This is a genomic window from Billgrantia desiderata, assembly GCF_900108215.1.
GTDB classification, from domain to species: Bacteria; Pseudomonadota; Gammaproteobacteria; order Pseudomonadales; family Halomonadaceae; genus Halomonas; species Halomonas desiderata.
In genome coordinates this window covers 195,671-217,824 of the sequence record NZ_FNVC01000002.1, presented here as the reverse complement: position 1 = coordinate 217,824, position 22,154 = coordinate 195,671, and the positions used below count along the sequence as shown (strand labels likewise).

Annotated in this window: 20 protein-coding genes; 6 read left to right on the top strand and 14 right to left on the bottom strand. The window is 66.0% G+C overall.

Annotated features, from left to right (window positions below; translation table 11 throughout):
- Nucleotides 1–15: 15 nt before the first annotated feature.
- The 10 genes from C4S71_RS03380 to C4S71_RS03335 all read right to left on the bottom strand — a co-directional run bounded on the left by C4S71_RS03380 (nt 16) and on the right by C4S71_RS03335 (nt 9,892).
- Nucleotides 16–324 carry an HP0495 family protein gene (locus C4S71_RS03380; protein ID WP_103968202.1) on the bottom strand — a complete coding sequence of 103 codons (309 nt, stop codon included), beginning with the start codon at nt 322–324 and terminating at the stop codon, nt 16–18.
- Between the two features lie 182 nt (nt 325–506).
- Nucleotides 507–1,712: a D-alanyl-D-alanine carboxypeptidase family protein gene (locus tag C4S71_RS03375; protein WP_422666837.1), complete on the bottom strand. Its 1,206-nt coding sequence runs from the start codon at nt 1,710–1,712 to the stop codon at nt 507–509.
- A gap of 50 nt (nt 1,713–1,762) precedes the next feature.
- Nucleotides 1,763–2,782, bottom strand: a complete 1,020-nt coding sequence (locus C4S71_RS03370) for a septal ring lytic transglycosylase RlpA family protein (protein ID WP_103968200.1) — start codon at nt 2,780–2,782, stop codon at nt 1,763–1,765.
- Nucleotides 2,779–3,852: a lytic murein transglycosylase B gene (mltB, locus tag C4S71_RS03365; protein WP_422666836.1), complete on the bottom strand. Its 1,074-nt coding sequence runs from the start codon at nt 3,850–3,852 to the stop codon at nt 2,779–2,781. Before mltB ends, C4S71_RS03370 begins: the two co-directional genes overlap by 4 nt.
- Nucleotides 3,853–3,897: 45 nt before the next feature.
- Nucleotides 3,898–5,052 (bottom strand): rod shape-determining protein RodA, encoded by a 1,155-nt coding sequence (rodA, locus tag C4S71_RS03360; protein WP_086508700.1) that lies wholly within the window; start codon nt 5,050–5,052, stop codon nt 3,898–3,900.
- A gap of 3 nt (nt 5,053–5,055) precedes the next feature.
- The gene (gene mrdA / locus C4S71_RS03355; RefSeq protein ID WP_086508699.1) at nt 5,056–6,966 is read right to left on the bottom strand and encodes a penicillin-binding protein 2; all 1,911 of its coding nucleotides are present in this window, start codon (nt 6,964–6,966) and stop codon (nt 5,056–5,058) included.
- A gap of 39 nt (nt 6,967–7,005) precedes the next feature.
- Nucleotides 7,006–7,473: a 23S rRNA (pseudouridine(1915)-N(3))-methyltransferase RlmH gene (gene rlmH, locus C4S71_RS03350; RefSeq protein WP_086508698.1), complete on the bottom strand. Its 468-nt coding sequence runs from the start codon at nt 7,471–7,473 to the stop codon at nt 7,006–7,008.
- Nucleotides 7,470–7,829, bottom strand: coding sequence for a ribosome silencing factor (rsfS, locus tag C4S71_RS03345; RefSeq protein WP_086508697.1), 360 nt, complete (start codon nt 7,827–7,829; stop codon nt 7,470–7,472). The genes rlmH and rsfS overlap by 4 nt, the downstream gene beginning before the upstream one ends.
- A 66-nt stretch (nt 7,830–7,895) precedes the next feature.
- Nucleotides 7,896–8,525, bottom strand: coding sequence for a nicotinate-nucleotide adenylyltransferase (gene nadD / locus C4S71_RS03340; protein ID WP_103968276.1), 630 nt, complete (start codon nt 8,523–8,525; stop codon nt 7,896–7,898).
- A 65-nt stretch (nt 8,526–8,590) separates the two neighbouring features.
- On the bottom strand, nt 8,591–9,892 hold the full coding sequence (locus tag C4S71_RS03335; RefSeq protein WP_103968199.1) for a glutamate-5-semialdehyde dehydrogenase: 1,302 nt from the start codon (nt 9,890–9,892) through the stop codon (nt 8,591–8,593).
- An 89-nt stretch (nt 9,893–9,981) separates the two neighbouring features.
- Here C4S71_RS03335 and C4S71_RS03330 point away from each other — a divergent pair, with 89 nt between their 5' ends.
- The 3 genes from C4S71_RS03330 to C4S71_RS03320 are packed head-to-tail and all read left to right on the top strand — an operon-like array spanning nt 9,982 to nt 13,221.
- Nucleotides 9,982–10,851, top strand: a complete 870-nt coding sequence (locus C4S71_RS03330; protein ID WP_103968198.1) for a hypothetical protein — start codon at nt 9,982–9,984, stop codon at nt 10,849–10,851.
- Nucleotides 10,844–11,776, top strand: a complete 933-nt coding sequence (locus C4S71_RS03325; RefSeq protein ID WP_103968197.1) for a GGDEF domain-containing protein — start codon at nt 10,844–10,846, stop codon at nt 11,774–11,776. Before C4S71_RS03330 ends, C4S71_RS03325 begins: the two co-directional genes overlap by 8 nt.
- A gap of 44 nt (nt 11,777–11,820) precedes the next feature.
- Nucleotides 11,821–13,221: a bifunctional DedA family/phosphatase PAP2 family protein gene (locus tag C4S71_RS03320; RefSeq protein ID WP_103968196.1), complete on the top strand. Its 1,401-nt coding sequence runs from the start codon at nt 11,821–11,823 to the stop codon at nt 13,219–13,221.
- A gap of 24 nt (nt 13,222–13,245) precedes the next feature.
- On the opposite strand, the gene C4S71_RS03315 is transcribed toward C4S71_RS03320, so the two are convergent.
- The 3 genes from C4S71_RS03315 to mpl form a co-directional block, all read right to left on the bottom strand.
- Nucleotides 13,246–13,869 carry a LysE family translocator gene (locus C4S71_RS03315; protein WP_200825220.1) on the bottom strand — a complete coding sequence of 208 codons (624 nt, stop codon included), beginning with the start codon at nt 13,867–13,869 and terminating at the stop codon, nt 13,246–13,248.
- Between the two features lie 67 nt (nt 13,870–13,936).
- A complete protein-coding gene (locus C4S71_RS03310) occupies nt 13,937–14,554 on the bottom strand; it encodes a flavin prenyltransferase UbiX (protein WP_103968195.1) in 618 nt (205 codons plus the stop codon).
- The gene (mpl, locus tag C4S71_RS03305; protein WP_086508691.1) at nt 14,547–15,926 is read right to left on the bottom strand and encodes a UDP-N-acetylmuramate:L-alanyl-gamma-D-glutamyl-meso-diaminopimelate ligase; all 1,380 of its coding nucleotides are present in this window, start codon (nt 15,924–15,926) and stop codon (nt 14,547–14,549) included. The genes C4S71_RS03310 and mpl overlap by 8 nt, the downstream gene beginning before the upstream one ends.
- A 179-nt stretch (nt 15,927–16,105) precedes the next feature.
- On the opposite strand from mpl, the gene C4S71_RS03300 reads away from it, so the two are divergent.
- Nucleotides 16,106–17,365, top strand: a complete 1,260-nt coding sequence (locus tag C4S71_RS03300; protein ID WP_103968194.1) for a 6-phosphofructokinase — start codon at nt 16,106–16,108, stop codon at nt 17,363–17,365.
- 63 nt (nt 17,366–17,428) lie between these two features.
- Here the strand turns inward: C4S71_RS03300 and C4S71_RS03295 are convergent, their stop codons facing one another.
- A complete protein-coding gene (locus C4S71_RS03295; RefSeq protein WP_422666839.1) occupies nt 17,429–19,084 on the bottom strand; it encodes a protein kinase domain-containing protein in 1,656 nt (551 codons plus the stop codon).
- Between the two features lie 298 nt (nt 19,085–19,382).
- On the opposite strand from C4S71_RS03295, the gene ppa reads away from it, so the two are divergent.
- On the top strand, nt 19,383–19,913 hold the full coding sequence (gene ppa, locus C4S71_RS03290) for an inorganic diphosphatase (protein WP_086508689.1): 531 nt from the start codon (nt 19,383–19,385) through the stop codon (nt 19,911–19,913).
- A 198-nt stretch (nt 19,914–20,111) separates the two neighbouring features.
- Nucleotides 20,112–21,980: a protein-disulfide reductase DsbD gene (gene dsbD / locus C4S71_RS03285; RefSeq protein ID WP_103968193.1), complete on the top strand. Its 1,869-nt coding sequence runs from the start codon at nt 20,112–20,114 to the stop codon at nt 21,978–21,980.
- Nucleotides 21,981–22,154 lie beyond the last annotated feature (174 nt).

The following is a 22,154-nucleotide window of genomic DNA, read 5'->3' as shown; positions in this document are numbered from 1 at the left end:
GACGCTTGGCGGCATCTATACCACCATGTGCACGCGGCCGGTGGCCTTGAGGTCGGCGAACAGCGCCTTGAGCTGCTCCTCACCGGTAGCCCGCAGGGTCAGCCTGACCGAAAGGTAACGGGCGGTACGGCTCTCGACGACCTCGATGCTTTCGGCATCGAAGCTGGCATCGTGGCGCAGCACCACCTGGCACACGGTGGCGGTGAAATCCTCGCCGGCATCGCCCACCACCTTGATGGGATAATCGCAGGGAAAGGTGATGGTCGGCGCCGTTTGGTTTGCCGCCTGGGCTTGGCGCAGATCGCGCAGTTTGTCGTCTGACATGGCTCTCTCGGGGTCGTGGCTCTCTATCGATTTCCGGCCAGATCTATTTCCGAGTATTTTACTCGGCTTTCACTCGACACCCAAGCCATCGGCACCCAAGCTGCCGCTGTCCAAGGCATGACAAGGAGTGCCATGAAGGCGGCGCACAGAGGCGCCGCCTGTCTCGATGGCCTGGGAACGGCCTAGAACCAGCCGCTCAGCAGATTGCTGAAGAAGCGCCTCACTTGATCGAACAGGCGCTTGAACAGCCCGCCCTCCTCGATCGTCTCAAGGGCCACCAGGGGATGCTCGCCCACGACCTCCTCACCGAGACGAACCTCCAGGGTACCGACCCGGTCGCCCAGGTTGATGGGGGCATTGAGGTCCTGGCGGATGTCCAGCCGTGCATGCAGCTCTTCGTTGCGCGCCCGCGGCAGGGTCATGGCCACGTCGCGGTCGACGCCGACGCGCAGCTCGTTCTTCTCGCCGCCCCAGATACGCGGAGAGTTGAGCACCGCACCCTGATCGTAGAGCTTGAGGGTTTCGTAGTAGCGGAAACCGTAGCTGAGCAGCTTCTGGGTCTCCTGAGCACGCGACTCCTCCGAGCTGGTGCCCATCACCACCGAAATCAGGCGCATGCCATCGCGCTTGGCCGATGCCACCAGGCCATAGCCCGCCTCGGTAGTCCAGCCGGTCTTGAGGCCGTCGACGGTGGGGTCGCGCCACAGCAGCCGGTTACGGTTGGGCTGGCGAATATCGTTGTAAGTGAAGTATTTCTCGGCGTAGACCGCGTAATGCTCCGGGTAGTCGTTGATGATGTACTGCGAGAGCAGAGCCATGTCCCGTGCCGATGAATACTGCTCGGGATGCGGCAGCCCGGTGGCATTGGCGAAGCTGGTGTTGTGCAGCCCCAGACGCGTGGCGTGCTGGTTCATCAGATCGGCGAAAGGCGCTTCACCGCCGGCCAGGTGTTCGGCCACGGCCACGCTGGCATCGTTGCCCGACGAGATGATGATGCCGTAGAGCAGGTCGCGGATGGAGACGTCGGTGTTGACCTCGATGAACATCTTGGAACCGCCGGTACGCCAGGCGTTTTCGCTGACGCGCACGGTATCGTCCAGACTGATGTTGCCACGGTCGAGCTCACGCTCCACCAGATAGGCGGTCATCAGCTTGGTCAGGCTGGCCGGCGGCAGACGCTCGTCGGCATTGTGCTCGACCAGCACCCTGCCGCTGTCGGCATCCATCAGGATCCACGACTTGGCGGCGATCTGCGGCGGGGCCGGGATCATGGTCTGTGGGGTCGGCGTCGGAGTCGCCTGGGCCAGAGCCTTGGAGACGAACAGCAACAGACCGAGCAGCATCAGTGGCAGCAGCCGCCGGTAGATGGGGTTGGACAGCACTCGCATGGGCATGAATCTCATCACTACGTCGAGAAGGGTCAAGGGAACGGCGCGACTCAGTCGGCGCCGTTGACAATAAAGGCTTGTTCGAAGCCGGCACGCCTCAGCTCATCGCGCACAGGCTCCACCTGTCCGGCATGGGCCAGGGGACCGACCTGAACACGATACATGCCGGTAGCATCCGCCACCCGCACGGGATGAGACAGCTCGCTTTCGAGGCGAGCCTTGAGCGCCCGGGCATTGTCGGCGGACCCCAGCGCAGCGATCTGCAGATAGATCGGCATATCGCTGCCGTTACCGTTCTCAGCAGGCGCCGCACCGGCGCTTGCCGCCGGGGCACTGGCCTGCTGAGGTGCCGAGCTGGCCTGCTGAGGTGCCGAACTGGCCTGCTGCGGCGCCGGGTTGCTGCGTGGAGTCGCCTGAGCCGCCGTTTGGACAGCGCCAGAGGAGCTTCGGTTCGCGCCGTTGCCGCCATTTTCGGCCAGCCACACCTCCGCATCGATCGCTTCGACCTTGACCCGACCGGTGCCACGCTCGAGGATGTCGAGCCGTGCCGCTGCCGCGTAGGAGAGATCGATCTCACGATCGTTGTGGAAGGGACCACGGTCGTTGACCCGGACGATGACCGAGCGACCGTTCTCGAGGCTGGTAACACGCGCGTAGGTAGGCAGCGGCAGGGAACGATGCGCCGCGGTCATCTCGTACATGTCGTAGATTTCGCCATTGGACGTGGCGTAACCGTGGAATTTCTCACCGTACCAGGAAGCCGTGCCCTGGCGGGCGTAGCCGCGCGCGTCGGGCAGCACGTGGTAGGTCTTGCCCCACACCTCGTAGACGGGGCGATTGCCGCCACGCGAGAGCGGCTCCACGCGCGGCACGGCATCGGGTATCTGGCTGACGTCCGGGGGATTGTCCGGATAGGCATCGCTGTTCATGGCATAGCGACCGCCGCCACTGGAAGGTGCCGGAGCGGGCTGTCTGTCGGCACCGTCGCGCTGAGGCGAGGTGGTCGGCCCGCTACCCGCACAGCCCGCCAACAAAGCAGTAGCGACGAGCACGATCGGCAGCGCTTTCATGGCGATTCCCCTGGTTCGACGGATCCATTCTGCGGCAGAGGGCCGAGTTCGCGCATGGCGGCGATCTCTTCGGCCAGCTCGGTCACGGCCATGGCGTAGAGATGGCTGTGGTTATAGCGGGTGATAACGTAAAAATTCTCATGACCAAGCCGATAGCGCCAGGTCGACTCGTCCTTTTCCAGCGCCAGCGGAATCACCCGCTGCCCTGCGTCGAACTCGCCCCGGGGGGCGACGCCCGCCTGTTCCAGCTCGCTCACCTCGACGTAGGGCCGCTGAGTGCGGTTGAAATCGATACCGGATGGCGGCCCATCGGACGGACCTTGGGCTTCGGCGTATATCGGCTCGCCGGGGCGCCAGCCGTGTTCGGCAAAGTAGTTGCCCACGCTGCCGATGGCATCGACGGGGTTGGTCCACAGGTTGCGCTGCCCATCGCCGTCGAAATCGACCGCGTAGGCGCGGTAGCTGGTCGGGATGAACTGCGGATAACCCATGGCGCCGGCATAGGAGCCCTTCAGACTACCGGGGTCCACCTCCTGCTCATGGGTGATCTCGAGGAAGGCAGCCAGCTCGCCGCGAAAGAAATTGCCGCGCACCGGGTGATGGAAGGCCAGCGTCGAGAGCGAGTCGATGACGCGGTGACGCCCGGTGAAACGGCCATAGCTGGTCTCGACACCAATGATGGCCGCGATCACCTCCGGCGGTACGCCGTATTCGGCGTAGGCGCGCTCGAAGGCGTCCTCGTGGGCGTGGATGAAGTCCACGCCACGCGCGATGCGCTCCGGCTGCAGGAAGATCTCGCGATACTCGTCCCAGCGCAGCCGGCGTTCCGCCGCCCCCTCCATGGCATCGAGTACGCCCTGCTGAAAGACGGCCTGTTGCAGCGCCGTCTCGAGCCAGTCGCGTTCGATGCCGCGCTCGGCCAATTCATCCACTAACTGCCTTGCCCCCTCGTGCTGGGCAGGGGTGAAATCCGCCGCCTGGACAGCCGGCACCATCAAACCCAGAACCATTGCCGCCGCAGCGGCAATGCGAGGTCCTTTCCACCCTTTCCACTTCCACTCAGGCGTCATGCTTTTGCCACTCCCTGACCGCGCTCGAACCCGTGCCGCCGCCACCTAACGCGGCAACAGACGACGGTGTCCGTGAATCGACATGAGAATACCGAATCCCGCCAACAAGGTCACGCTGGAGGTACCGCCGTAGCTCACCAGCGGCAGCGGAACGCCGACCACCGGAAGAATGCCGCTGACCATGCCGACGTTGACGAAGACGTAGATGAAGAAGGTCAGGATGATACTGCCCCCCAGCAGCCGACCGAAGGTATCGTGCGAGGCCATGGCCAGCCACAGCCCGCGCAGGACGATCAGCAGATAGAGAAACAGGATCAGCAGCATGCCGACCAGGCCGAACTCCTCGCCGAGCACCGCCACGATGAAGTCGGTATGGCGCTCAGGCAGGAATTCGAGCTGCGACTGGGTACCCCCGAGCCAGCCTTTGCCCCACAGGCCACCGCTGCCGATGGCGGTGGTCGACTGAATGATGTTCCAACCGGCACCCAGCGGGTCGCTTTCCGGGTTGAGGAAGGTCAGCACCCGCTGACGCTGGTAGTTGTGAAGATTCATCCACAGCAGGGGCAGCGCCGCCGCCGCGGCAACGGAAAGAAAGAGGATGAAGCGCCAGGAGAGCCCGGCCAGCAGCACCACGAACACACCGGCACAGGCCACCAGCAGCGAGGTTCCCAGGTCCGGCTGCTTGGCGATCAGTACCACGGGCAGGCCCAGCAGCACGGCACACACCAGCAGATCCTTCCAGCGCGGTGGCAGTTCACGCCGGCTCAGCCAGGCCGCCAGCATCAGCGGCATCGCCAGTTTCATCAGTTCCGAGGGCTGGAAGCGTATCACCCCGGGAATCACCAGCCAGCGGCGCGCGCCCATGCCGACGTCGCCCACCAGCTCCACGGCCACCAGCATCAGCAGTCCGACAGCATAGAGCAGCAACGCCCAGCGCATCAGCGTCGCCGGCGGCAGCTGAGCCAGCACCAGCATGATCACGAACGCCACCACGAAACGCGATGCCTGGGCCATTACCACTTCGACGCGCTGGCCGCTGGCGCTGTAGAGCACGCCCAGCCCGACCGTCAGCAGAAGTATCAGCAACAGCAGCAGCCAGGGATCGAGATGCGTGCGCTCCCAGATGCTCTTGCGTCGCGAAATACCGCTTTCCGGCGCCCGCACCGGCCTGGCACGCAGCCCATTCATCAAGCCGAACATCGCTCAGTTCCCCGCCACGGTGCTGTCATCGTTTTCCATCGCCTCGCGGATCTCCTCTGCATCGGGCACTTCCTCCTCCTCCAGCAGCCAGGCGTCGGTCATCGCCCGCGCCAGATGGGCAGCATGGGTACTGCCACCGCCGGCGTTCTCCACGATCACGGAAACGGCGATCTGTGGATCCTCCAAGGGGGCAAAGGCCATGAACAGGGCGTGATCGCGCAGTCGCTCGGCCAGCTCCTCGGCGTTGTAGCGCTGGTCCTGGCCCAGTGAGAACACCTGCGCGGTGCCCGACTTGCCGGCCATGCGGTACTTCAGGCCCACACCGGTCCGCCGCGCCGTGCCTTCACTGCCGGTCAGCACTTTCTCCATGCCGGAGAAGACACGGTCCCACCAGGCGTCGTTCTGAACGACGATGTCGTTGGGTGTCTCGGGCAGCTCAACCGGCACCGGCTCATCGCCGATCCGGCTCGCCAGGCGCGGCTTGACCCACTGACCGCGGTTGGCGAGCACCGCCGTGGCGGTTGCCAGCTGCAGTGGCGTGACCTGCCAGTAGCCCTGGCCGATGCCCACCGACAGCGTCTCGCCGGGAAACCAGGGCTGATTGAAGCGCGCCCGTTTCCAGTCGCGCGACGGCATCAGCGCCCCGCTCTCGCCGAACACATCGTGACCGACACGCTGACCGAAGCCGAAGGCGCTCATTTGCGTATGCAGGCGGTCGATGCCCATCTCATGGGCAAGCCAGTAGTAATAGGTGTTGTTGGAAACAGCGATGGAGCGCTCCATGTCCACCCGCCCATGCCCCCAGCGCAGCCAGTTGCGATAGCGCCGGCTGTCGTTGGGTAGCTGATAGAAACCGGGGTCGTTGATGGTCCTGTCAGGGGTGATGATGCCTTCCACCAGACCGGCCAGGGCCAGGAACGGCTTGATCGTGGAGCCAGGCGGATACTGGCCGCGAATGGCCCGGTTGAACAGCGGCAGATCGATGTCCTCCTGCAACGCCCGGTAGGAGGCGAAATCGATGCCGGTGACGAACTGGTTGCTGTCGAAACCGGGCGCCGACACCATGGCCAGTATCTCCCCGGTAGCGGGAACGATGGCCACGATGGAACCGCGCCGGCCATCGAGCAGCTCATAAGCGAGGCTCTGCAGGTCGCGGTCGAGGGTCAGGGTCAGATTCTGGCCCGGCACGGGATCGGTACGACCAAGTTCACGCAACACGCGGCCACGCGCATTGGTCTCCACCTGGCGCAGTCCGGCCTGTCCGTGCAGCACGTCTTCGTAGAAGCGCTCCACGCCGGTCTTGCCGATGAAGTGAGTACCCGCATAGCGCCCCGGGTCGAGCGTCTTGACCTCTTCGGCATTGATACGACCGACGTAACCGATCGCATGGGCCATGATGTTCGCGTCGGGATAGAAGCGCAGCAGTTGGGCCTCCACCTCGACCCCAGGCAAGCGATGCCGATTCACTGCCAACCGGGCGATCTGAACCTCGTCGAGATCGCTCATCAGCAGCGCGGGCTGGAACGGTCGTTGCGGCTGGCGGGCACGAATGCGGAACCCCTCTGCCTCTTCCGGCGTCAGCTCCAGCAGCTCCTCGAGCCGGTCCAGCGTGGCATCGAGGTTTTCCGCCCTCTCACGTATCAACGTCAGGTTGTAGGTCGGGCGGTTTTCGGCCAGCAGCATGCCGTTGCGGTCGAAGATCAAGCCGCGGGTGGGCGGCAGCGGCTCGACCCGTACGCGGTTCTTCTCGGAACGGGTGGTGTAGACCTCGTGCTGAACCACCTGCAGATAGACCAGCCGCCCGGACAGCAGACCGGTCAGAAGCAGGATCACCAGTACGGCAAGCAGCGCGCGTACGCGAAAGATGCGCAGCTCCTGCTCGGGATTCTTGAGGGTGTCACGGCGGTCGCGCATGCCGACAATAGATCTCACTCAGTTTCGGTAAGGCGCCGTTCAGCGGTGGTAGGGATGCCCCACCAGCAGGGTCCAGGCGCGATAGAGCTGTTCGGCCAGAATCACCCTGACCAGTGGATGCGGCAGCGTCAGCGGCGACAGCGACCAGCGGCGGTCGGCAGCCGCAGAGAGTTCCGGGGCCAGGCCATCCGGCCCACCCACCAGCAGCACCACCTCTCGCCCTTCGCACCGCCAGCTCTCGGCCTCCTGGGCCAGGCGCTCGGTACTCCAGGCACGCCCGCCGACTTCGAGCGCCACGACGAATTCATCGCCCCGCAGCCGCTCGCGTATGCGCTTGGCCTCCAACGCCACGGCCCTGGCCGTATCGGCATTCTTGCCACGCTGACCGGGAGCGATCTCTTCGATCTCCAGAGCGAAGTCGCGCGGCAAACGCTTGCGGTACTCCTCCACCCCTTCGTTGACCCAGCCAGGCATGCGGGTGCCGACCGCCAGCAGGCGGATTCTCATGCGCCGCCCTGCTCCCGGTGCTCACCATCGCTCGGCAGGTCGGCCCACAGCCGCTCCAGGTCATAGAGCTGGCGCGTCTCGGGCAGCATGACATGCACGACGAGATCGCCAAGGTCGACCAGCACCCAGTCGGAGCCGGCCTGCCCCTCCACCCCCAGGGGCTGAATGCCACTTGCCTTGGCCCGCTCGACCACATGGTCGGCCAGCGCCGTCACATGACGGGTGGAGGTACCGCTGGCTACTACCATCAGGTCGGTGACACTGGTGAGGCGGGAGACATCGAGCAGGGCGACGTCCTTGGCCTTGAGATCCTCCAGTGCATCTACTACCAGTGTCTTGAGCGATTCGTTATGCATAGCCCCTCATCAACGGGAAGTCTTGGACGCCGCCATTGTAGCGTCTTGGGCAGCTGCTGGCAGCGTTCAAGAGTGACGATACAGCGAGGCGGCCTCGATTCTTCTCTCCACCGCCTCCGGCAGCAGGTACCGCACGCTGCGCCCCTGCGCCAGACGCTGGCGTATCGCCGTTGCCGAAAGCGCCATACGCGTGGGCAATGCCAGGCGCAGCAAACCACCCGCCGCACGCCGCATGAGAAGTTCGGGTCTATCGACCTCACGTCCGGCGATCAGTTCGGCCAGCGCGGGAGAAAGCGGTGCTTCATGGTCGGGGCGATCGATGACCACCAGGTGAGCCAGCTCGAACAGCCGCTGTGGCTCGTGCCAGTCGGCCAGGCGCAGAAAGGCATCGTGGCCCAAAGCCATGATCAGGCGCGCCTCGCGACCGTACTCGTCGCGCAGGCTGGCCAGGGTATCGACGGTGTACGACGGGCCGTCGCGCTCGAGCTCACGCCCATCGGCCACCAGCCCCGGGGTATCGCCTATCCCCAGTTTCAGCAGGCCCAAGCGCTCCTGCGGCGACACCTGCGGCCTGCCGCGCAACGGCGGCAGACACGCCGGCACCATGTGCACCCGGTCGAGCGCCAGCGCCTCGTGCAGTTCCACGGCGCTGCGCAGGTGGCCCAGATGAACGGGATCGAAAGTGCCGCCGAACATGGCCACGCGCGGCGGCTCGAGAGGCTTCACGGCCTGCTGCGAAGGCAAGGCGCCGCTCTGCGCCGTCACTGCCGTACCTGACCGTCGCCAAGCACCACGTACTTGCGCGTGGTCAGACCCTCGAGCCCGACCGGGCCGCGCGCATGGAGCTTGTCGGTGGAGATGCCGATCTCCGCGCCCAGGCCATACTCGAAGCCATCGGCAAAGCGGGTCGAGGCATTGACCATCACCGAGCTCGAATCGACCTCGGCCATGAAGCGGCGCGCCAGCCCGTAGTCTTCCGTCACGATGGCGTCGGTGTGGTGCGATCCATAGCGCTCGATGTGCTCGATGGCAGCCTCCATGCCATCGACCACCCGCACCGCCAGCACCGGGGCCAGATATTCGGCGTACCAGTCTTCTTCGCTTGCGGCAGCGATGTCATCGAGAATGGCCCGACTGCGCTCACAGCCACGCAGCTCGACCCCGTGCGCGGCATAGGCTTGCGCCAGGCGCGGCAGCAGCGCCTCGGCAACCGGCGCATCGACGAGCAGAGTCTCCATGGTGTTGCAGGTGCCGTAGCGATGCGTCTTGGCATTGACGGCGATCGCCAGCGCCTTTTCGGGATCCGCCGTGGCATCGATATAGACGTGGCATACGCCGTCCAGGTGCTTGATCACCGGCACCCGCGCCTCGCGCGAAATACGTTCGATGAGCGACTTGCCGCCCCGGGGAATGATCACGTCCACGTATTCGGGCATGGCGATCAGCTGCCCCACCGCTGCACGGTCGGTGGTGGCTACCACCTGCACCGCCGTCTCCGGCAGTCCGGCATCGCGCAGCCCGTCACGAATGCAGGCGGCGATGGCGGCGTTGGAGTCGCGCGCCTCGGAGCCGCCGCGCAGGATGCTGGCGTTGCCCGATTTCAGGCATAGGCTGGCGGCTTCCATGGTCACGTTGGGCCGCGACTCGTAGATGATGCCGATCACCCCGAGCGGCACCCGCATCTGGCCCACCTGGATACCGCTGGGCCGGTAGCGCAGCCCCTCGATCTCGCCTACGGGGTCGGGCAGTGCCGCCACTTGTTCGAGGCCTTCGATCATGGCATCGATACGCGCATCGTTGAGCGCCAGACGATCCAGCAGGGCCGCCTCGAGGCCGCTCGCGCGGCCGCGGGCCAGATCGGCAGCGTTGGCCTCGAGTATCTCACTGCGGCGACGCTGCAGATGCTCGGCCATGGCCAGCAGGGCCCGGTTCTTGTCGCCGGTCACGGCGCGACGCATCTGAGTGGCGGCAACGCGTGCCGCCTGGCCGAGGCCAGCCATGTAGGCAACGACATCGTCGATCTGGTTGACGCTGGTTTCGGTTTGAGAGGCGTGAGCGGTCATGCGGAACGAAGTTCTCCTGGCAGAGCGCCACACGGCGCTGCGAACGTTATACTGGCGCGATACCACGTTGAACCTCATAGTAAGGCACCATGCAGAGCAAGTACAAAGTCGGGCTGATGCGCCTGAACCTGTGGGCCGCGGCGCTGCTACTGATCCTGCTGGCTTACCTCGCCGAACCGCTCTCCAGCGCTCTGCTGCTGGTATTGGCCAGCGTCTGGCTGATGGTGACGGCCAGCCTGCTCGAACTCAGCTACCGGCGCCCCCCCACCGTCCCCTGGCAGCTACTGCCCAGCCTGCTGCTGGCCGGCCTGCTGCTCGTGGAACCGGAGCGCCATGCCCTGTGGCTATGGGTGTGGCCTGCTTTGCTGATGCTACCCCAGCCCGGCTGGGTCCTGGCGCTGAGCTGCGGCCTGGCCGGGCTCACCTGGTGGCGCCTGGCAGACCTGCTGGGCATCGAGCAGACGCTGTTCTCCGGCCTGGTGCTGCTGCCGCTGATGCTGCTCGGACTGGCCCGCAACCGCTACTTGCTACCGTCACGCGCCGGTGCACGTCAGCGCATGCGTCTGGTGCCGGGCCTGCCGCTCTGGAGCAGTCAGCAGCTCTCCGCCGACCTGCGCCGTGAGCGCGCCCGCTGCCGCCGGGAAGGCGTGCACGGAGAGCTGATGCTACTGCGCATGCCACGCGGCAAGTTCTGGCCCATGGCCCAGGAACTGTGTCGCCTGACCCACGATTTCGAGAACTGCTATCGACTCGACCATCGCACCTTGGCGACGCTGCTGCTCAGTCGCAATGACGACCAGGCCAAGGCCCGCCGTCAGGCGTTGCTCAAGGGGCTGCGTCCCAATGCCGAGGTACGCTTCGTAGCGCTGGACCAGGTTTCGACCCTCGACGACCTGACGCGACACTTCGCGCATCACCAGCCCCAGCCCCAGCCCCCTACGGAGCGTCCGAATGGATGACGATAGCCGCAACGTCGCGGGACGACTCATCGTGGCGTATGCCTTCTCCACGCTCTTGCTGGGGTGTTATGCCGCCTGGCGCTATCTGATGGGCGACTATAGCCGCATCCTGCTGCCGGCAGCCCTGGCGCTGGTCATGCTGGTCGCCTGCCTGCTGCACGTGGCCCGCCCCAACCAGGCACGTCTGCCGGCCTATCTGGCGCTGCTCGTCGGCTATTCGATGCTGGCCCTGGAGCTGCCCTGGCTGGAAGAGGCGGGCATCATGTGGATCGGCCTTGCGCCGCTGCTCACGGTCCTGCTGCTGCCGCTGGCTTCCGCCATGCTGCTGAACCTGTTCCTGGCCCCCGTCTGGCTGTTCTTGAGCGATACCGCGCTGGATCTGCATTTCGCTCTCGGCTATGTGGCCATGACCCTGGTCGTCGCCCTGGTACCTTGGGAGCAACGCCGCCAGCAAGCCCTGCTGGAGGCCACCAACCCTCGCGACCGCCATTGCAATGCCCTGGCACGCGAGGCCATGCATGAACTGCTCGGCAGTGAGTATCAGCGCACCCAGTTCCTCGGACAGCCCCTGGCCGTCCTGGTACTGCACTTGCCCCAGCTGGAAATGGCCGGCGAACAGTTCGGCAGCCGGGCACGTCAGGCCCTGCTCGACGCGCTGTGCCTAGCCGTACATCGCTGTTCGCGGCGCCACGACTTCCTGGGCCGGCAAGGCACCGCCACCTTCTGGCTGGTGCTGCCCGATACCAGCCAGAGCGGCGCACAGATGGTACAGCAGCGCATCGAACAGGCGCTCGAGTCGACGGTGCTGGTGGATACCGGTACCTTGCGAGCACCCATCGCACACTGCCAGCGGCTACCCGGCGAGAGCTGGCCGCGTTTCGAACAGCGCCTGCTGGAGCTGACACGCAAGCTCAGAGAGACTTGAATTGAAGGCGCTCTGCGCCATGACATACCCACAAGGAGTGTTGTTTGAGCCTGACAGAGACCCTGCAACAGCTTGCCCCCTCCCCCGAAATGCTGCTGTTCATCGTGGGCGCCATCGCCCTGCTCGAGTCTCTTGCCCTGGTCGGCCTGCTGTTGCCCGGCGTGGTGTTGATCACCGCAGCGGCATCCCTGGCTGGCCACCAGGACATGGCCTTGGCCTCTCTGTTGCTGGCCGCCTTCATCGGCGCCGTCCTCGGCGACGGCATCAGCTTCGCCCTGGGCTACAGCCAACGCGAGCGAGTCACCCGACTGTGGCCGCTGTCGCGTCATCCCGAGTGGCTGGCACGCGGCGCTCGCTTCTTCCAGCGCTACGGCAGCCTGTCGGTCTTCTTCGGTCGCTTCGTGGGCCCGGTGCGCCCGGTGATTCCGCTGATCGCCGGCATGCTGCACATGTCGCCGCGGGCCTTTCTCTGGGCCAACCTTGCCTCGGCGGCGCTGTGGGCACCAGCCTACGTGCTGCCCGGTTACCTGCTGGGGCAGACCTGGCAGCAGTTGCTCACGCTTCCGGCAGGGCTGGAAGCGCTACTGATCGTTCTGGCGATCATCATCGTGGTGCTGACGGTGGCCTTCTCGTGGCTGCGTCATCAGGTCAGCCGCTCGGGTCGCGTCTACCGCCTGCTGGCCCATGGCGCCCGGCGCCGTCCCTTGCTGCGCCGGGCATGGCTCAAGCGCAGCTGGCGCCGCGGCGAGGTGCCACTGGCCAGCTGGCTGCTGCTGGTATTCTCGCTGGGCGGGCTGTCCGGGCTGACCATCGCCGTCATCCGCCAGCGCGGCCCCTTTGCCGTCGACCTGCAGGTGCATGCCTTCTTCGATACCCTGATAGTGCCGATGCTGCCCGAGGCCGGCCAACTGCTGGCGCGTATCGGCGACATGTACGGCATCCTGGCGCTGGTACTGCCCTGGGGCGTCTGGCTGCTGCTGCGTCGCCATTTTTCCGCTTTCGCCCACATCGGCGCCGGGCTCGGCGCCATTGCCCTGTTCAATACCCTGGGCAAGGCGCTGATCGGTCGGCCACGCCCGGACACGCCGGACTACCTCACCGGCTCGCTGGCCTATCCCAGCGCGCATGCCTCATCCGCCGTGGTGCTGTACGGTCTGGCCGCCGCCTTCATCGCCCAGGAGCTGCCTTCGCAACGCCGCTTCTGGGTCTACTGGACGGCCATCGCCCTGGCATTGCCCATGGCGCTGTCACGCCTGGTGATCGGCGTGCACTGGCTGTCGGACCTCATCGGCGGCGGTCTGCTGGGGCTGGTGGTGTGCGCCCTGGTACGACTGGCCTGGCAGCGCAAACCCCACGCCTCGCTCGCACCCTGTCCCTGGCTGGCCCTCACCGTGGCCTCGCTGATTCTCGTCGCGACCCGGGTCGTCTTGTTGCCGCCGGTATGATGCCGAACTGGCTTACGCCGATGCTCAGCCCAGAGCCAGCCAGCCCCCCACGCCGACCATCAGCGTGCCGGCAATGCGGTTGAGCAGGCGCACGTTGCCGCTCTCGCCGAGCACCCGACGCAGCCCCTTGCCACCGGCGGCATAGAGCAGCAGGCAGAGAAATTCGATGAGCAGAATAATCGCGATCAAGACGGCCAGCTGACCGCCAAGCGACCGCGAGGCATCGAGAAACGGCGGCAACAGCGCGACGAAGAATGCCCAGCCCTTGGGATTGGCCACCGCGGTGACGAAGCCCTGCAGCGCCAACTGGCCCCGCGAGGCTCGCGGCAGCTCGACGTTCTCCAGCGGGATTGCCATACGCCCGCGGGAGCGCCACATCATCACCCCCAGATAGCCGAGATAGACACCCCCCACCCACTTGAACAGGGCGAACAGCTCCGGCTGGCGCAGCATCAAGGCCGCCACACCGGCCCCGGCCGCCAACGCCACCAGCCCCACGCCGACCAGCTCACCGGCCATCATCCACAGCGTGCGCTTTACCCCCTGGGTCATGCCCAGCACCATCGACAGGGTCATGCACATACCCGGTGTCAGCGAGACGAACAGAAAGGTCGGCACGAAGACCGAAAGCAATGAGAGTTTGATCATGCGGTTTGGCCTCGTCCTTGGGCAGGCAGTCTGGCAGGTCAGGATGACAAGGAAATGTCCGGCGCGCTCATTCGCCCCAGCGCGGCATGAGACGATGCTCGATGCCGAGCTGGTTGAGAATGCGCGCCACGATGAAATCGACCAGATCGTCCACCGTGGTGGGCCGGTGGTAGAAACCGGGCGCCGCGGGCAGGATCACCGCTCCCAGGCGGGTAAGGTTCAGCATGTGTTCGAGGTGAATGGCCGAGAGCGGCGTTTCCCGCGGCACCAGGATCAGCTGGCGGCGCTCCTTCAGCGCCACGTCGGCGGCGCGCTCGATCAGGTTGTTGCTGGCCCCCGTGGCCACCGCCGACAGCGTGCCGGTACTGCAGGGACAGATCACCATGGCCGAGGGCGCCCCCGAGCCGGAAGCCACCGGCGCCATCCAGTCTTCGCGCCCGAAACAGCGAATCTGACCCTCTGCCGCCCCGCTGCGCTCGCGCAGCGCCTGGGCCAGGCGCTCAGGGCGTGCCGGCAGGCTGGTATCGGTTTCGGTCTCGATGACGAGATGTGCCGCCTTGGAGACCATCACCCACACTTCGTGGCCGGCGGCCACCAGCGCCTCGATCAGGCGCAGGCCATACTGGGCGCCCGACGCCCCGGTGAGCGCCACCGTGACGGGCGGATGAAAAACGGGTTCATTCATGCGCCACCTCCAGCGCCGCCAGCAACTTGGCGTGGATGCCGCCAAAGGCGCCGTTGGACATCACCACGATACGGTCCAGCGGCCGCGCCTCGGCCACCAGCGCCGCCACCAGGGTATCGATGTCCTGCTCCAGGCGGGCCGGTATTGGGCTGGCCTCAAGCACCGGGTCGAGCGACCAGTCCAACCCCGGCGGCTGATACCAGAATGCCAGATCGGCCGCGGCCGTACTTGCCGCCAGGCGTTCACGCAACGTCCCCAGACGCATGGTGTTGGAGCGCGGTTCGATCACCGCCAGCAGGCGACCGCGGGGCGTGGCGGCGCGCAGCCCTTCGAGGGTGGCGGCGAAGGCAGTGGGATGATGGGCGAAATCGTCGATGACCTGAATGCCGGCCACCTCGCCGCGCACTTCCTGACGCCGCCGCGGGGTCTCGAAACGAGCGGCGGCGGCACAGCCGCGTGCCAGGTCGACGCCGCAAGCGTGCGCCGCGGCCAGCGCGGCCAGCGCATTGCGCGCATTATGGGTGCCGGTCAGCGCCCAATCGACCACGGCGTCCTCGTTAACCTCGCCCTGCTGGTGCACCACGCGGAAGCGCGAGGCATCGTCCCGCTCCAGCTCCAGGCGCCAGGGGCTCGCGGCGTCGCTGCCGAAGCGCTCCACCGGGGTCCAGCTGCCCATCTCCAGCACGCGGTCGAGGGCCGGCTCGCCATCGGCCACCAGCAGCCGGCCACGCCCCGGCACGGTGCGGACGAGATAATGGAATTGACGCTCGATAGCGGCAAGGTCGGCAAAGATATCCGCATGATCGAACTCGAGATTGCCCAGAATCGCGATCTCGGGCCGGTAGTGCACGAACTTGGAGCGCTTGTCGAAGAAGGCGGTGTCGTATTCGTCGGCCTCGACCACGAAGGGGGAACCCGGGGCACCCAGCCGTGCCGACACACCGAAATTGCGCGGCACACCACCGATCAGAAAACCCGGTTCAAGACCGGCGGACTCCAACAACCAGGCGGTCAGGCTTGCCGTGGTGGTCTTGCCATGAGTACCGGCCACGGCGATGACCTGCCGTCCCGGTAGCACCTGTTCGGCCAGCCACTGAGGGCCTGAGGTGTAAGGCAGGCCGAGATCGAGCAGCGCCTCCACTTCGGGGTTGCCCCGCGAGAGAGCATTGCCCACCACCACCAGATCCGGCCGTGGTTCCAGGTTGCTCGCGGCATAACCCTCGCGCAGTTCGATACCGGCCTCGACCAGTTGGGTACTCATCGGCGGATAGACGCCGCTGTCCGAACCGGTGACGGTATGGCCGAGATCCCGTGCCAGCAGCGCCAGGCTGCCCATGAAGGTGCCGCAGATACCGAGAATATGAACGTGCATGGAGTCCGACCTTAATCACCGCATAACGCAGGCAGGCGCCGCCTGCCAGGAAGAACCGGCAGACTAGCACGGTGCGCTGCCGCCTCTCCAGCAGCGTGCAGGCTCGCCGCCTTTCGTCTAAAATACTTCGCCTTGTCGTCAAGCATGAAACGGACTTTTCCCAGGAGCCCATAAGCCCCATGGCCCAGCATAACGCCTTCTATGCCCAGTCTGGCGGTGTCACCGCCGTGATCAACGCCAGCGCCTGCGGCGTGATCGAAGCCTGCCGCCTGCACTCCGACCGCATCGGCAAGGTCTATGCCGGACACAACGGCATCATCGGTGCCCTGACCGAGGATCTGATCGACGTCAGCCAGGAGTCGGACGAGGCCATCGCCGCCCTGCGCCACACCCCCGGCGGCGCCTTCGGCTCCTGCCGCTACAAGCTCAAGGACATCGAGAGCCATCGCGCCCAGTACGAACGCCTGATCGAGGTGTTCAAGGCCCACGACATCCGTTACTTCTTCTACAACGGCGGCGGCGACAGCGCCGACACCTGTCTCAAGGTCTCGCAACTGTCCGAGAAGATGGGCTACCCGCTGACCGCCATCCACGTGCCCAAGACAGTGGACAACGACCTGCCGATCACCGACAACTCGCCGGGCTTCGGCAGCGTGGCCAAGTACATCGCCACCTCCACCCTGGAAGCCTCGTTGGACATCGCCTCCATGTGCGCCACCTCGACCAAGGTCTTCGTGCTCGAGGTCATGGGCCGCCATGCCGGCTGGATCGCCGCCGCCGGCGCGCTGGCCGGCGAGGGTGAAGGCCAGCCGCCGCATCTGGTGATCTTCCCCGAAGTGCCGTTCGAACGCAGCAAGGTGATGGCTCGCGTCGAAGCGTGCGTAGAGAAGTACGGCTACTGCGTGATCGTGGTCTCCGAGGGTGCCCGCTACGAGGATGGCACCTTCCTCGCCGACTCCGGTAACACCGACGCCTTCGGCCACCGCCAGTTGGGCGGCGTGGCCCCCACGCTGGCCGGCATGGTCAAGCAGGACCTCGGCTACAAGTATCACTGGGCAGTGGCCGACTATCTGCAGCGGGCGGCACGCCACCTGGCCTCACGTACCGACGTGGAGCAGGCCTATGCGGTAGGCCAGCAGGCGGTGGAGCTCGCCGTTGCCGGCAAGAACGCCATGATGCCGGCGATCAAGCGCGTCAGCGACTCCCCCTACGAGTGGCGCATCGAGTCTGCACCGCTGGCCGAGGTGGCCAACCGCGAGAAGTTCATGCCGCGCGAGTACATTCGTGAGGATGGCTTCGGCATCACCGAGGCGTGTCGCCGCTATCTGGCCCCGCTGATCCAGGGCGAGGACTACCCGCCCTTCGAGAACGGCCTGCCCAAGGTGGCCAAGCTCCAGCTGGCCAAGGTGGAGCGCAAGCTACCCGAATTCAAGCTCTGAGAAAGCGCCCCACCCCCGCAAAGAGCCCTGGCAATCGCCAGGGCTCTTGCGTTGTGGCCAAACTCACTTCAGCAGCCAGGAGAGCACCAGCAGCAACAGCAGAATGCCCGCCACCCCCTGCCAGAAACTGGCCGGGTCACGCAGGAAACGGCGCGGGTCGCGGCGCCTGGGCTTGGCCCGCCCGTCATGATGGCGCAGTGCATAGAGCAGCTCGGAGAGGCGTCTGAAGCGCAGCGAGCGCTGCGGATCCAGCGCCCGACGCAGCGTGTCGTCGAGCTGAGGCGTCACCTCCGGGTTGAACAGTCTGGCGCTGCGATAGTCGAGCTGTTCGAGGTCGGTATGGCTGCGCAGCCGGTCCGGCGTCAGGGTATAGGGCAGCTCTCCGGTCAGCAGCCAGTAGATCGTCGAAGCCAACGAGTACTGATCGCTGCGCCGCCCGACGCCGTCGTCCAGCGCATACTCCGGCGCACTGTGCTCGGACAGGCCGGTCTGGCGAGCCAGCTCGCGGGAGCGCCGGTGTCCGTCCAGGTCACGCATGTGGCAGGCGCTGAAATCCATCAGCACCACCTGACCGTGGGTATCGATCAGCACGTTGTCGGGATGGATGCGCTGATGCAGCACCTCGCGATGATGCAGCGCCTGGATCGCCTTGCCCAACTGCACGGCTATGTCGAGACGCTGGGCCAGACTGGCCTGGGGGTGGCGCCGAGCCCATTCGCTGAGCGTCATGCCCTCTACGTAGGCCATCAGGTAATAGAGATGGCGACGCGGCCGCGAGGACTCCATGACCCGCGCCACGAACGGCGACTTGACGCGCTCAACCACCCACTGCTGCAGCAGGAAGTGCTCCAGGTAGGCATTGCGATTGGAGAGCTCGGGGCTGGGCGCCTTCATTACCATTTCACGCTCAGTGCGCGTGTCGCGCACCCGGTAGACCCGCGACTGCGCGGTGCGCGAGAGCACCTCCTGCACTTCCAGGCCGTCGATACGTTCGCCCGGGGCAAGCTCGGGGGGAATCGGCAGGTCGCCGTAGATACGGCTGGGGTGATCGCGCTCCGCCTCGGGCAGTTGATCGATGCGCACCAGTTGGAAGCAGAACTGGTCGGCGCCGTAACCGTGCTCCTGGGCTCGGTCGCGGGCCGCCGCTGCCAGCCGCTCGCAGGCGGCATCGAGGTCGCTGGCATCCTGGCGAATCAACCCCACGTAGTCGGAAGGCATCAGGGTGCCGCGCACCGCCTGGGTGGTGAAGAGGAAGATATCGCCCTGCTTCAGCGGCAGCTGCATGTAGTCGATATCGATGCTGCCGTCGAGCCCGAGAGCGCGCGACGGATAGCGGTAGCCGCCCAGATCGGTGATGTGGTCTCGCGAGAGCTGCTCGAACTCGGCGCCGCGCAGGCGGAAGATCAGCGTATCGCCCATGTGGAACAGATGGGCGTCGCGCCCACGATAGACCATGGCCGACAGCGAAGCGACGTAGCTGCCGTCCTGCACGAAGGTGCTCTGGCTGTAGCACCAGCCATTGAGCGCCCGCAGCACGCGGGTGGCCGAGGTCTTGACGTCCCAGTGGTCCGGGGTGGAGAAGTAGTCCGCCAGAAAGCCGCGCACGCTGAGATCGCCAGCCTGCTTGGCAATGCCATTGCGCGAGCTGGTGTCGCTGATCACGGCGCACGCCCCCTTGGCGGCAAACTGCCCTGCCTGGTCGGGAATGCGCACCGACATGGAGCTGCGGTGACGTCGCCGATCGGGGGCCACGAAGGCCTGCCCGACGCTCAGCGCCAGCCGATTGGCCGACAATACACGCTCATTGGAAATATCGCCGCTGATCACCGCTCGCTCCACATGACTGGCCGAACCGCCCGACGTCGGCCATGATACACGCTTGTGGCCGACACAACCTGTCAACCAAAGCCCAAACCGGGCCGGCTCTCACCTATGTCGCATTGGTAATCCTCACAGCAGCTCCGTATAATTCTGCGCATTTTGCGGCCTCAACTTTTCGCCAACGAAGGAAGCGACGATGAACTTCGACCACATTCCCGCCGGCAAGGACCTCCCCAATGACGTCTATGTCGCCATAGAGATCCCTGCCAACCACGCTCCGATCAAGTACGAGATCGACAAGGAGATGGGCGCCCTGCTGGTGGATCGCTTCATGGCCACCCCGATGTTCTACCCGGCCAACTACGGCTTCATCCCCCACACCCTGGCCGACGACGGCGACCCGCTGGACGCCCTGGTGGTCACGCCCTACCCGGTCCAGGCCGGCAGCATCATCCGTGCCCGTCCGGTGGGCATCCTGAACATGACCGACGAAGCCGGCGAGGACGCCAAGCTGGTGTGCGTACCCCACGCCAAGCTGACGACCCTGTACGATGACGTTCAGGAAGTCGCCGACCTGCCGGAACTGCTGCGCCAGCAGATCGCCCACTTCTTCGAGAACTACAAGGATCTCGAGAAAGGCAAATGGGTGAAGGTGGAGTCGTGGGAAGGTGCCGATGCCGCCCGCAAGGCCATCGAGAAGGCCGTGGCCGCCTACGAAAAAGCCTGAGCCGAGCCAGCTCTGCCGCACGGGCCGCCCCATTGGGGCGGCCCGTTCGCTTTCCTGCGACATCGGAGCGCAGGCGTAAGGTTCTAACGCCACCGGCGACTGAGGTATTCTAAGGAAGCCATCAGCTCGCCGGGAACTCGGCGTAACGCGCCCGGGTCCCTGTAACACCCGGCTACGTTTCGATAAGGAGACTCTGCGTTGACTCACCGCCACCTCGCCATACGCCTGATCTGCACCCTGCTGCTGTGGGTGCCGCTGGTCGCCCAGGCCCAGTGGTTCTCGTCCTCTTCCGGCAGCCAGAGCGACTTCCTGCCGGTGATGGAAGCCTTCCAGCCCAGCGCCTGGCACGACGGCGAGACCCTGTATATCGGCTTCGAGAATGCCGAGGGCTACTACCTGTATCGTCACCAGCTCGGCGTCGAGAGCCGCGACGATGCTTTCGAGGTCGGCGAACCGGAGATCCCCCCGGGCGAGTTCAAGAGCGACGAGTTTCTCGGCGACGTCTACGTCTTCTACGACCGCGTGGTCTTCGAGGCACCGCTGCAAGGCAGTGCCGAAGGTCCGCTCGATATCACGGTACGCTTCCAGGGCTGCGCCGACGCCGGGCTGTGCTACCCGCCGGAGCGGGTCGAACTCCAGGCACCCGCCAGCGCCATGCCGGCCGCCTTCGTCGGCTGGCGTGACGGTAACGGCACGGGCGGGAACGCCACCACCGCGAATGCCGCCGCCCCGCCCGCTCTGCAGAGCCAGGACGGCCGCTTCAGCAGCCTGATCGGCGAGGCCAGCCTGCCCATGGTCCTCGGCCTGTTCTTCCTCGCCGGGCTGGGCCTGACCTTCACCCCCTGCGTGCTGCCGATGGTGCCGATCCTGTCGTCGATCATCGTCGGCCAGAATCCGACCCGGCCGCGCGCCTTCGCCCTTTCCGCCAGCTATGTGGCCGGCATGTCGCTGACCTACGCCCTGGTCGGCGTGCTGATGGGCCTGTTCGGCGCCGGCCTCAACCTGCAGGCGCATCTGCAGTCGGCCCCGGTGCTGATCGTCTTCGCCCTGCTCTTCGCGCTCTTTGCCATGGCCATGTTCGGCACCTTCGACCTGCGCCTGTCGCCACGCCTGGCGGGTCGCGTCGACGCCTGGCAGGCCCGCGCCCAACGCAGCGGCCCCCTGGGTCTGGCCGGTGCCGGCGCGCTGTCGGTACTGGTGGTCTCGCCCTGCGTCTCGGCACCGCTGGCCGGCGCCCTGGTGTTCATCTCCTCTACCGGCGATGCCATGATGGGCGGCGCCGCCCTGCTGGCACTGGGCCTCGGCATGGGCGTGCCGCTGCTGCTGGTCGGCACCTTCGGCGCCACTGCCCTGCCGCGCAGCGGCGCCTGGATGAACGGGGTCAAGATCGCCTTCGGCATTCTGCTGCTGGGCGTCGCCGTGTGGCTGATCGAACGGCTGCTTCCCGCCTCCGTCAGCCTGCTGCTATGGGCCGCCCTGGCCATCGGCAGCGCCCTGGCGCTAGGCGCCCTCTCGCTCAATCAGGCTCAGGGCTGGCCGCGGGTACGCCAGGCCGGCGGCCTGCTGTTGCTGGCCTGGGGCATCGCCCTGGTGTTCGGCGCCGCCATGGGCGGCAGCGACCCGCTGCGTCCGCTGGCCTCTCTGTCCAGCGGCTCGGGTACCGTCGAGGCGCGCCCCGTCACCACCGTGGCCGATCTCGAAGGGCTGCGCAGCGAGCTGCGCGCGCGCTCGTCCCAGGGCCAACCGGCCTTCGTTCACTTCACCGCCGACTGGTGCATCTCCTGCAAGCAGATGGAGCGTCAGGTCTATCCCGACCCCCGGGTCGCCGAGCCCCTGGCGCAGTTCGCCCAGATCTACGTCGACGTCACCCGTACGGACAATGCGACCCGCGAGATTCTCGACCACTTCGGCCTGTTCGGCCCGCCGAGCCTGCTATTCTTCAGCGGGGAAGAAGAGGTTCGCGAGGCGCGCATCCAAGGTGAGGTGCGGGCGGGCGAACTCGCCAGCCACCTGCAGGACCTGCTCGACTGGCTCGAAGGCCAGGCTTCCGCCCCTGAGGCTTCCTGATCCCGCATGACGTAGCCGAACGCCGTTCGACCAGCTGGACATCCCCGGCGATTTTAGGCACACTCCGCCAACAACGCTCTTTGAGGCCGATAGCGTCGGCAATGTTCACCATCTTGCCGCGATCTATCGAAAGTTGGCTTGGGTTAACAGCGCCCTTGCCAGCGCCATTTACCC

Bases quoted from the DNA above. Each gene is read 5' to 3' on its own strand.
- C4S71_RS03300 (WP_103968194.1), top strand. From the start codon at position 16,106: ATGGCCCAGCATAACGCCTTCTATGCCCAGTCTGGCGGTGTCACCGCC.
- C4S71_RS03310 (WP_103968195.1), bottom strand. From the start codon at position 14,554: ATGAATGAACCCGTTTTTCATCCGCCCGTCACGGTGGCGCTCACCGGG.
- C4S71_RS03370 (WP_103968200.1), bottom strand. From the start codon at position 2,782: ATGAAAGCGCTGCCGATCGTGCTCGTCGCTACTGCTTTGTTGGCGGGC.
- nadD (WP_103968276.1), bottom strand. From the start codon at position 8,525: ATGTTCGGCGGCACTTTCGATCCCGTTCATCTGGGCCACCTGCGCAGC.
- C4S71_RS03295 (WP_422666839.1), bottom strand. From the start codon at position 19,084: ATGTCGGTGCGCATTCCCGACCAGGCAGGGCAGTTTGCCGCCAAGGGG.
- rlmH (WP_086508698.1), bottom strand. From the start codon at position 7,473: ATGAGAATCCGCCTGCTGGCGGTCGGCACCCGCATGCCTGGCTGGGTC.
- mpl (WP_086508691.1), bottom strand. From the start codon at position 15,926: ATGCACGTTCATATTCTCGGTATCTGCGGCACCTTCATGGGCAGCCTG.
- ppa (WP_086508689.1), top strand. From the start codon at position 19,383: ATGAACTTCGACCACATTCCCGCCGGCAAGGACCTCCCCAATGACGTC.
- C4S71_RS03380 (WP_103968202.1), bottom strand. From the start codon at position 324: ATGTCAGACGACAAACTGCGCGATCTGCGCCAAGCCCAGGCGGCAAAC.
- C4S71_RS03315 (WP_200825220.1), bottom strand. From the start codon at position 13,869: ATGATCAAACTCTCATTGCTTTCGGTCTTCGTGCCGACCTTTCTGTTC.
- mrdA (WP_086508699.1), bottom strand. From the start codon at position 6,966: ATGCGCGACCGCCGTGACACCCTCAAGAATCCCGAGCAGGAGCTGCGC.
- rsfS (WP_086508697.1), bottom strand. From the start codon at position 7,829: ATGCATAACGAATCGCTCAAGACACTGGTAGTAGATGCACTGGAGGAT.
- mltB (WP_422666836.1), bottom strand. From the start codon at position 3,852: ATGACGCCTGAGTGGAAGTGGAAAGGGTGGAAAGGACCTCGCATTGCC.
- C4S71_RS03335 (WP_103968199.1), bottom strand. From the start codon at position 9,892: ATGACCGCTCACGCCTCTCAAACCGAAACCAGCGTCAACCAGATCGAC.
- C4S71_RS03325 (WP_103968197.1), top strand. From the start codon at position 10,844: ATGGATGACGATAGCCGCAACGTCGCGGGACGACTCATCGTGGCGTAT.
- C4S71_RS03375 (WP_422666837.1), bottom strand. From the start codon at position 1,712: ATGCGAGTGCTGTCCAACCCCATCTACCGGCGGCTGCTGCCACTGATG.
- rodA (WP_086508700.1), bottom strand. From the start codon at position 5,052: ATGTTCGGCTTGATGAATGGGCTGCGTGCCAGGCCGGTGCGGGCGCCG.
- C4S71_RS03330 (WP_103968198.1), top strand. From the start codon at position 9,982: ATGCAGAGCAAGTACAAAGTCGGGCTGATGCGCCTGAACCTGTGGGCC.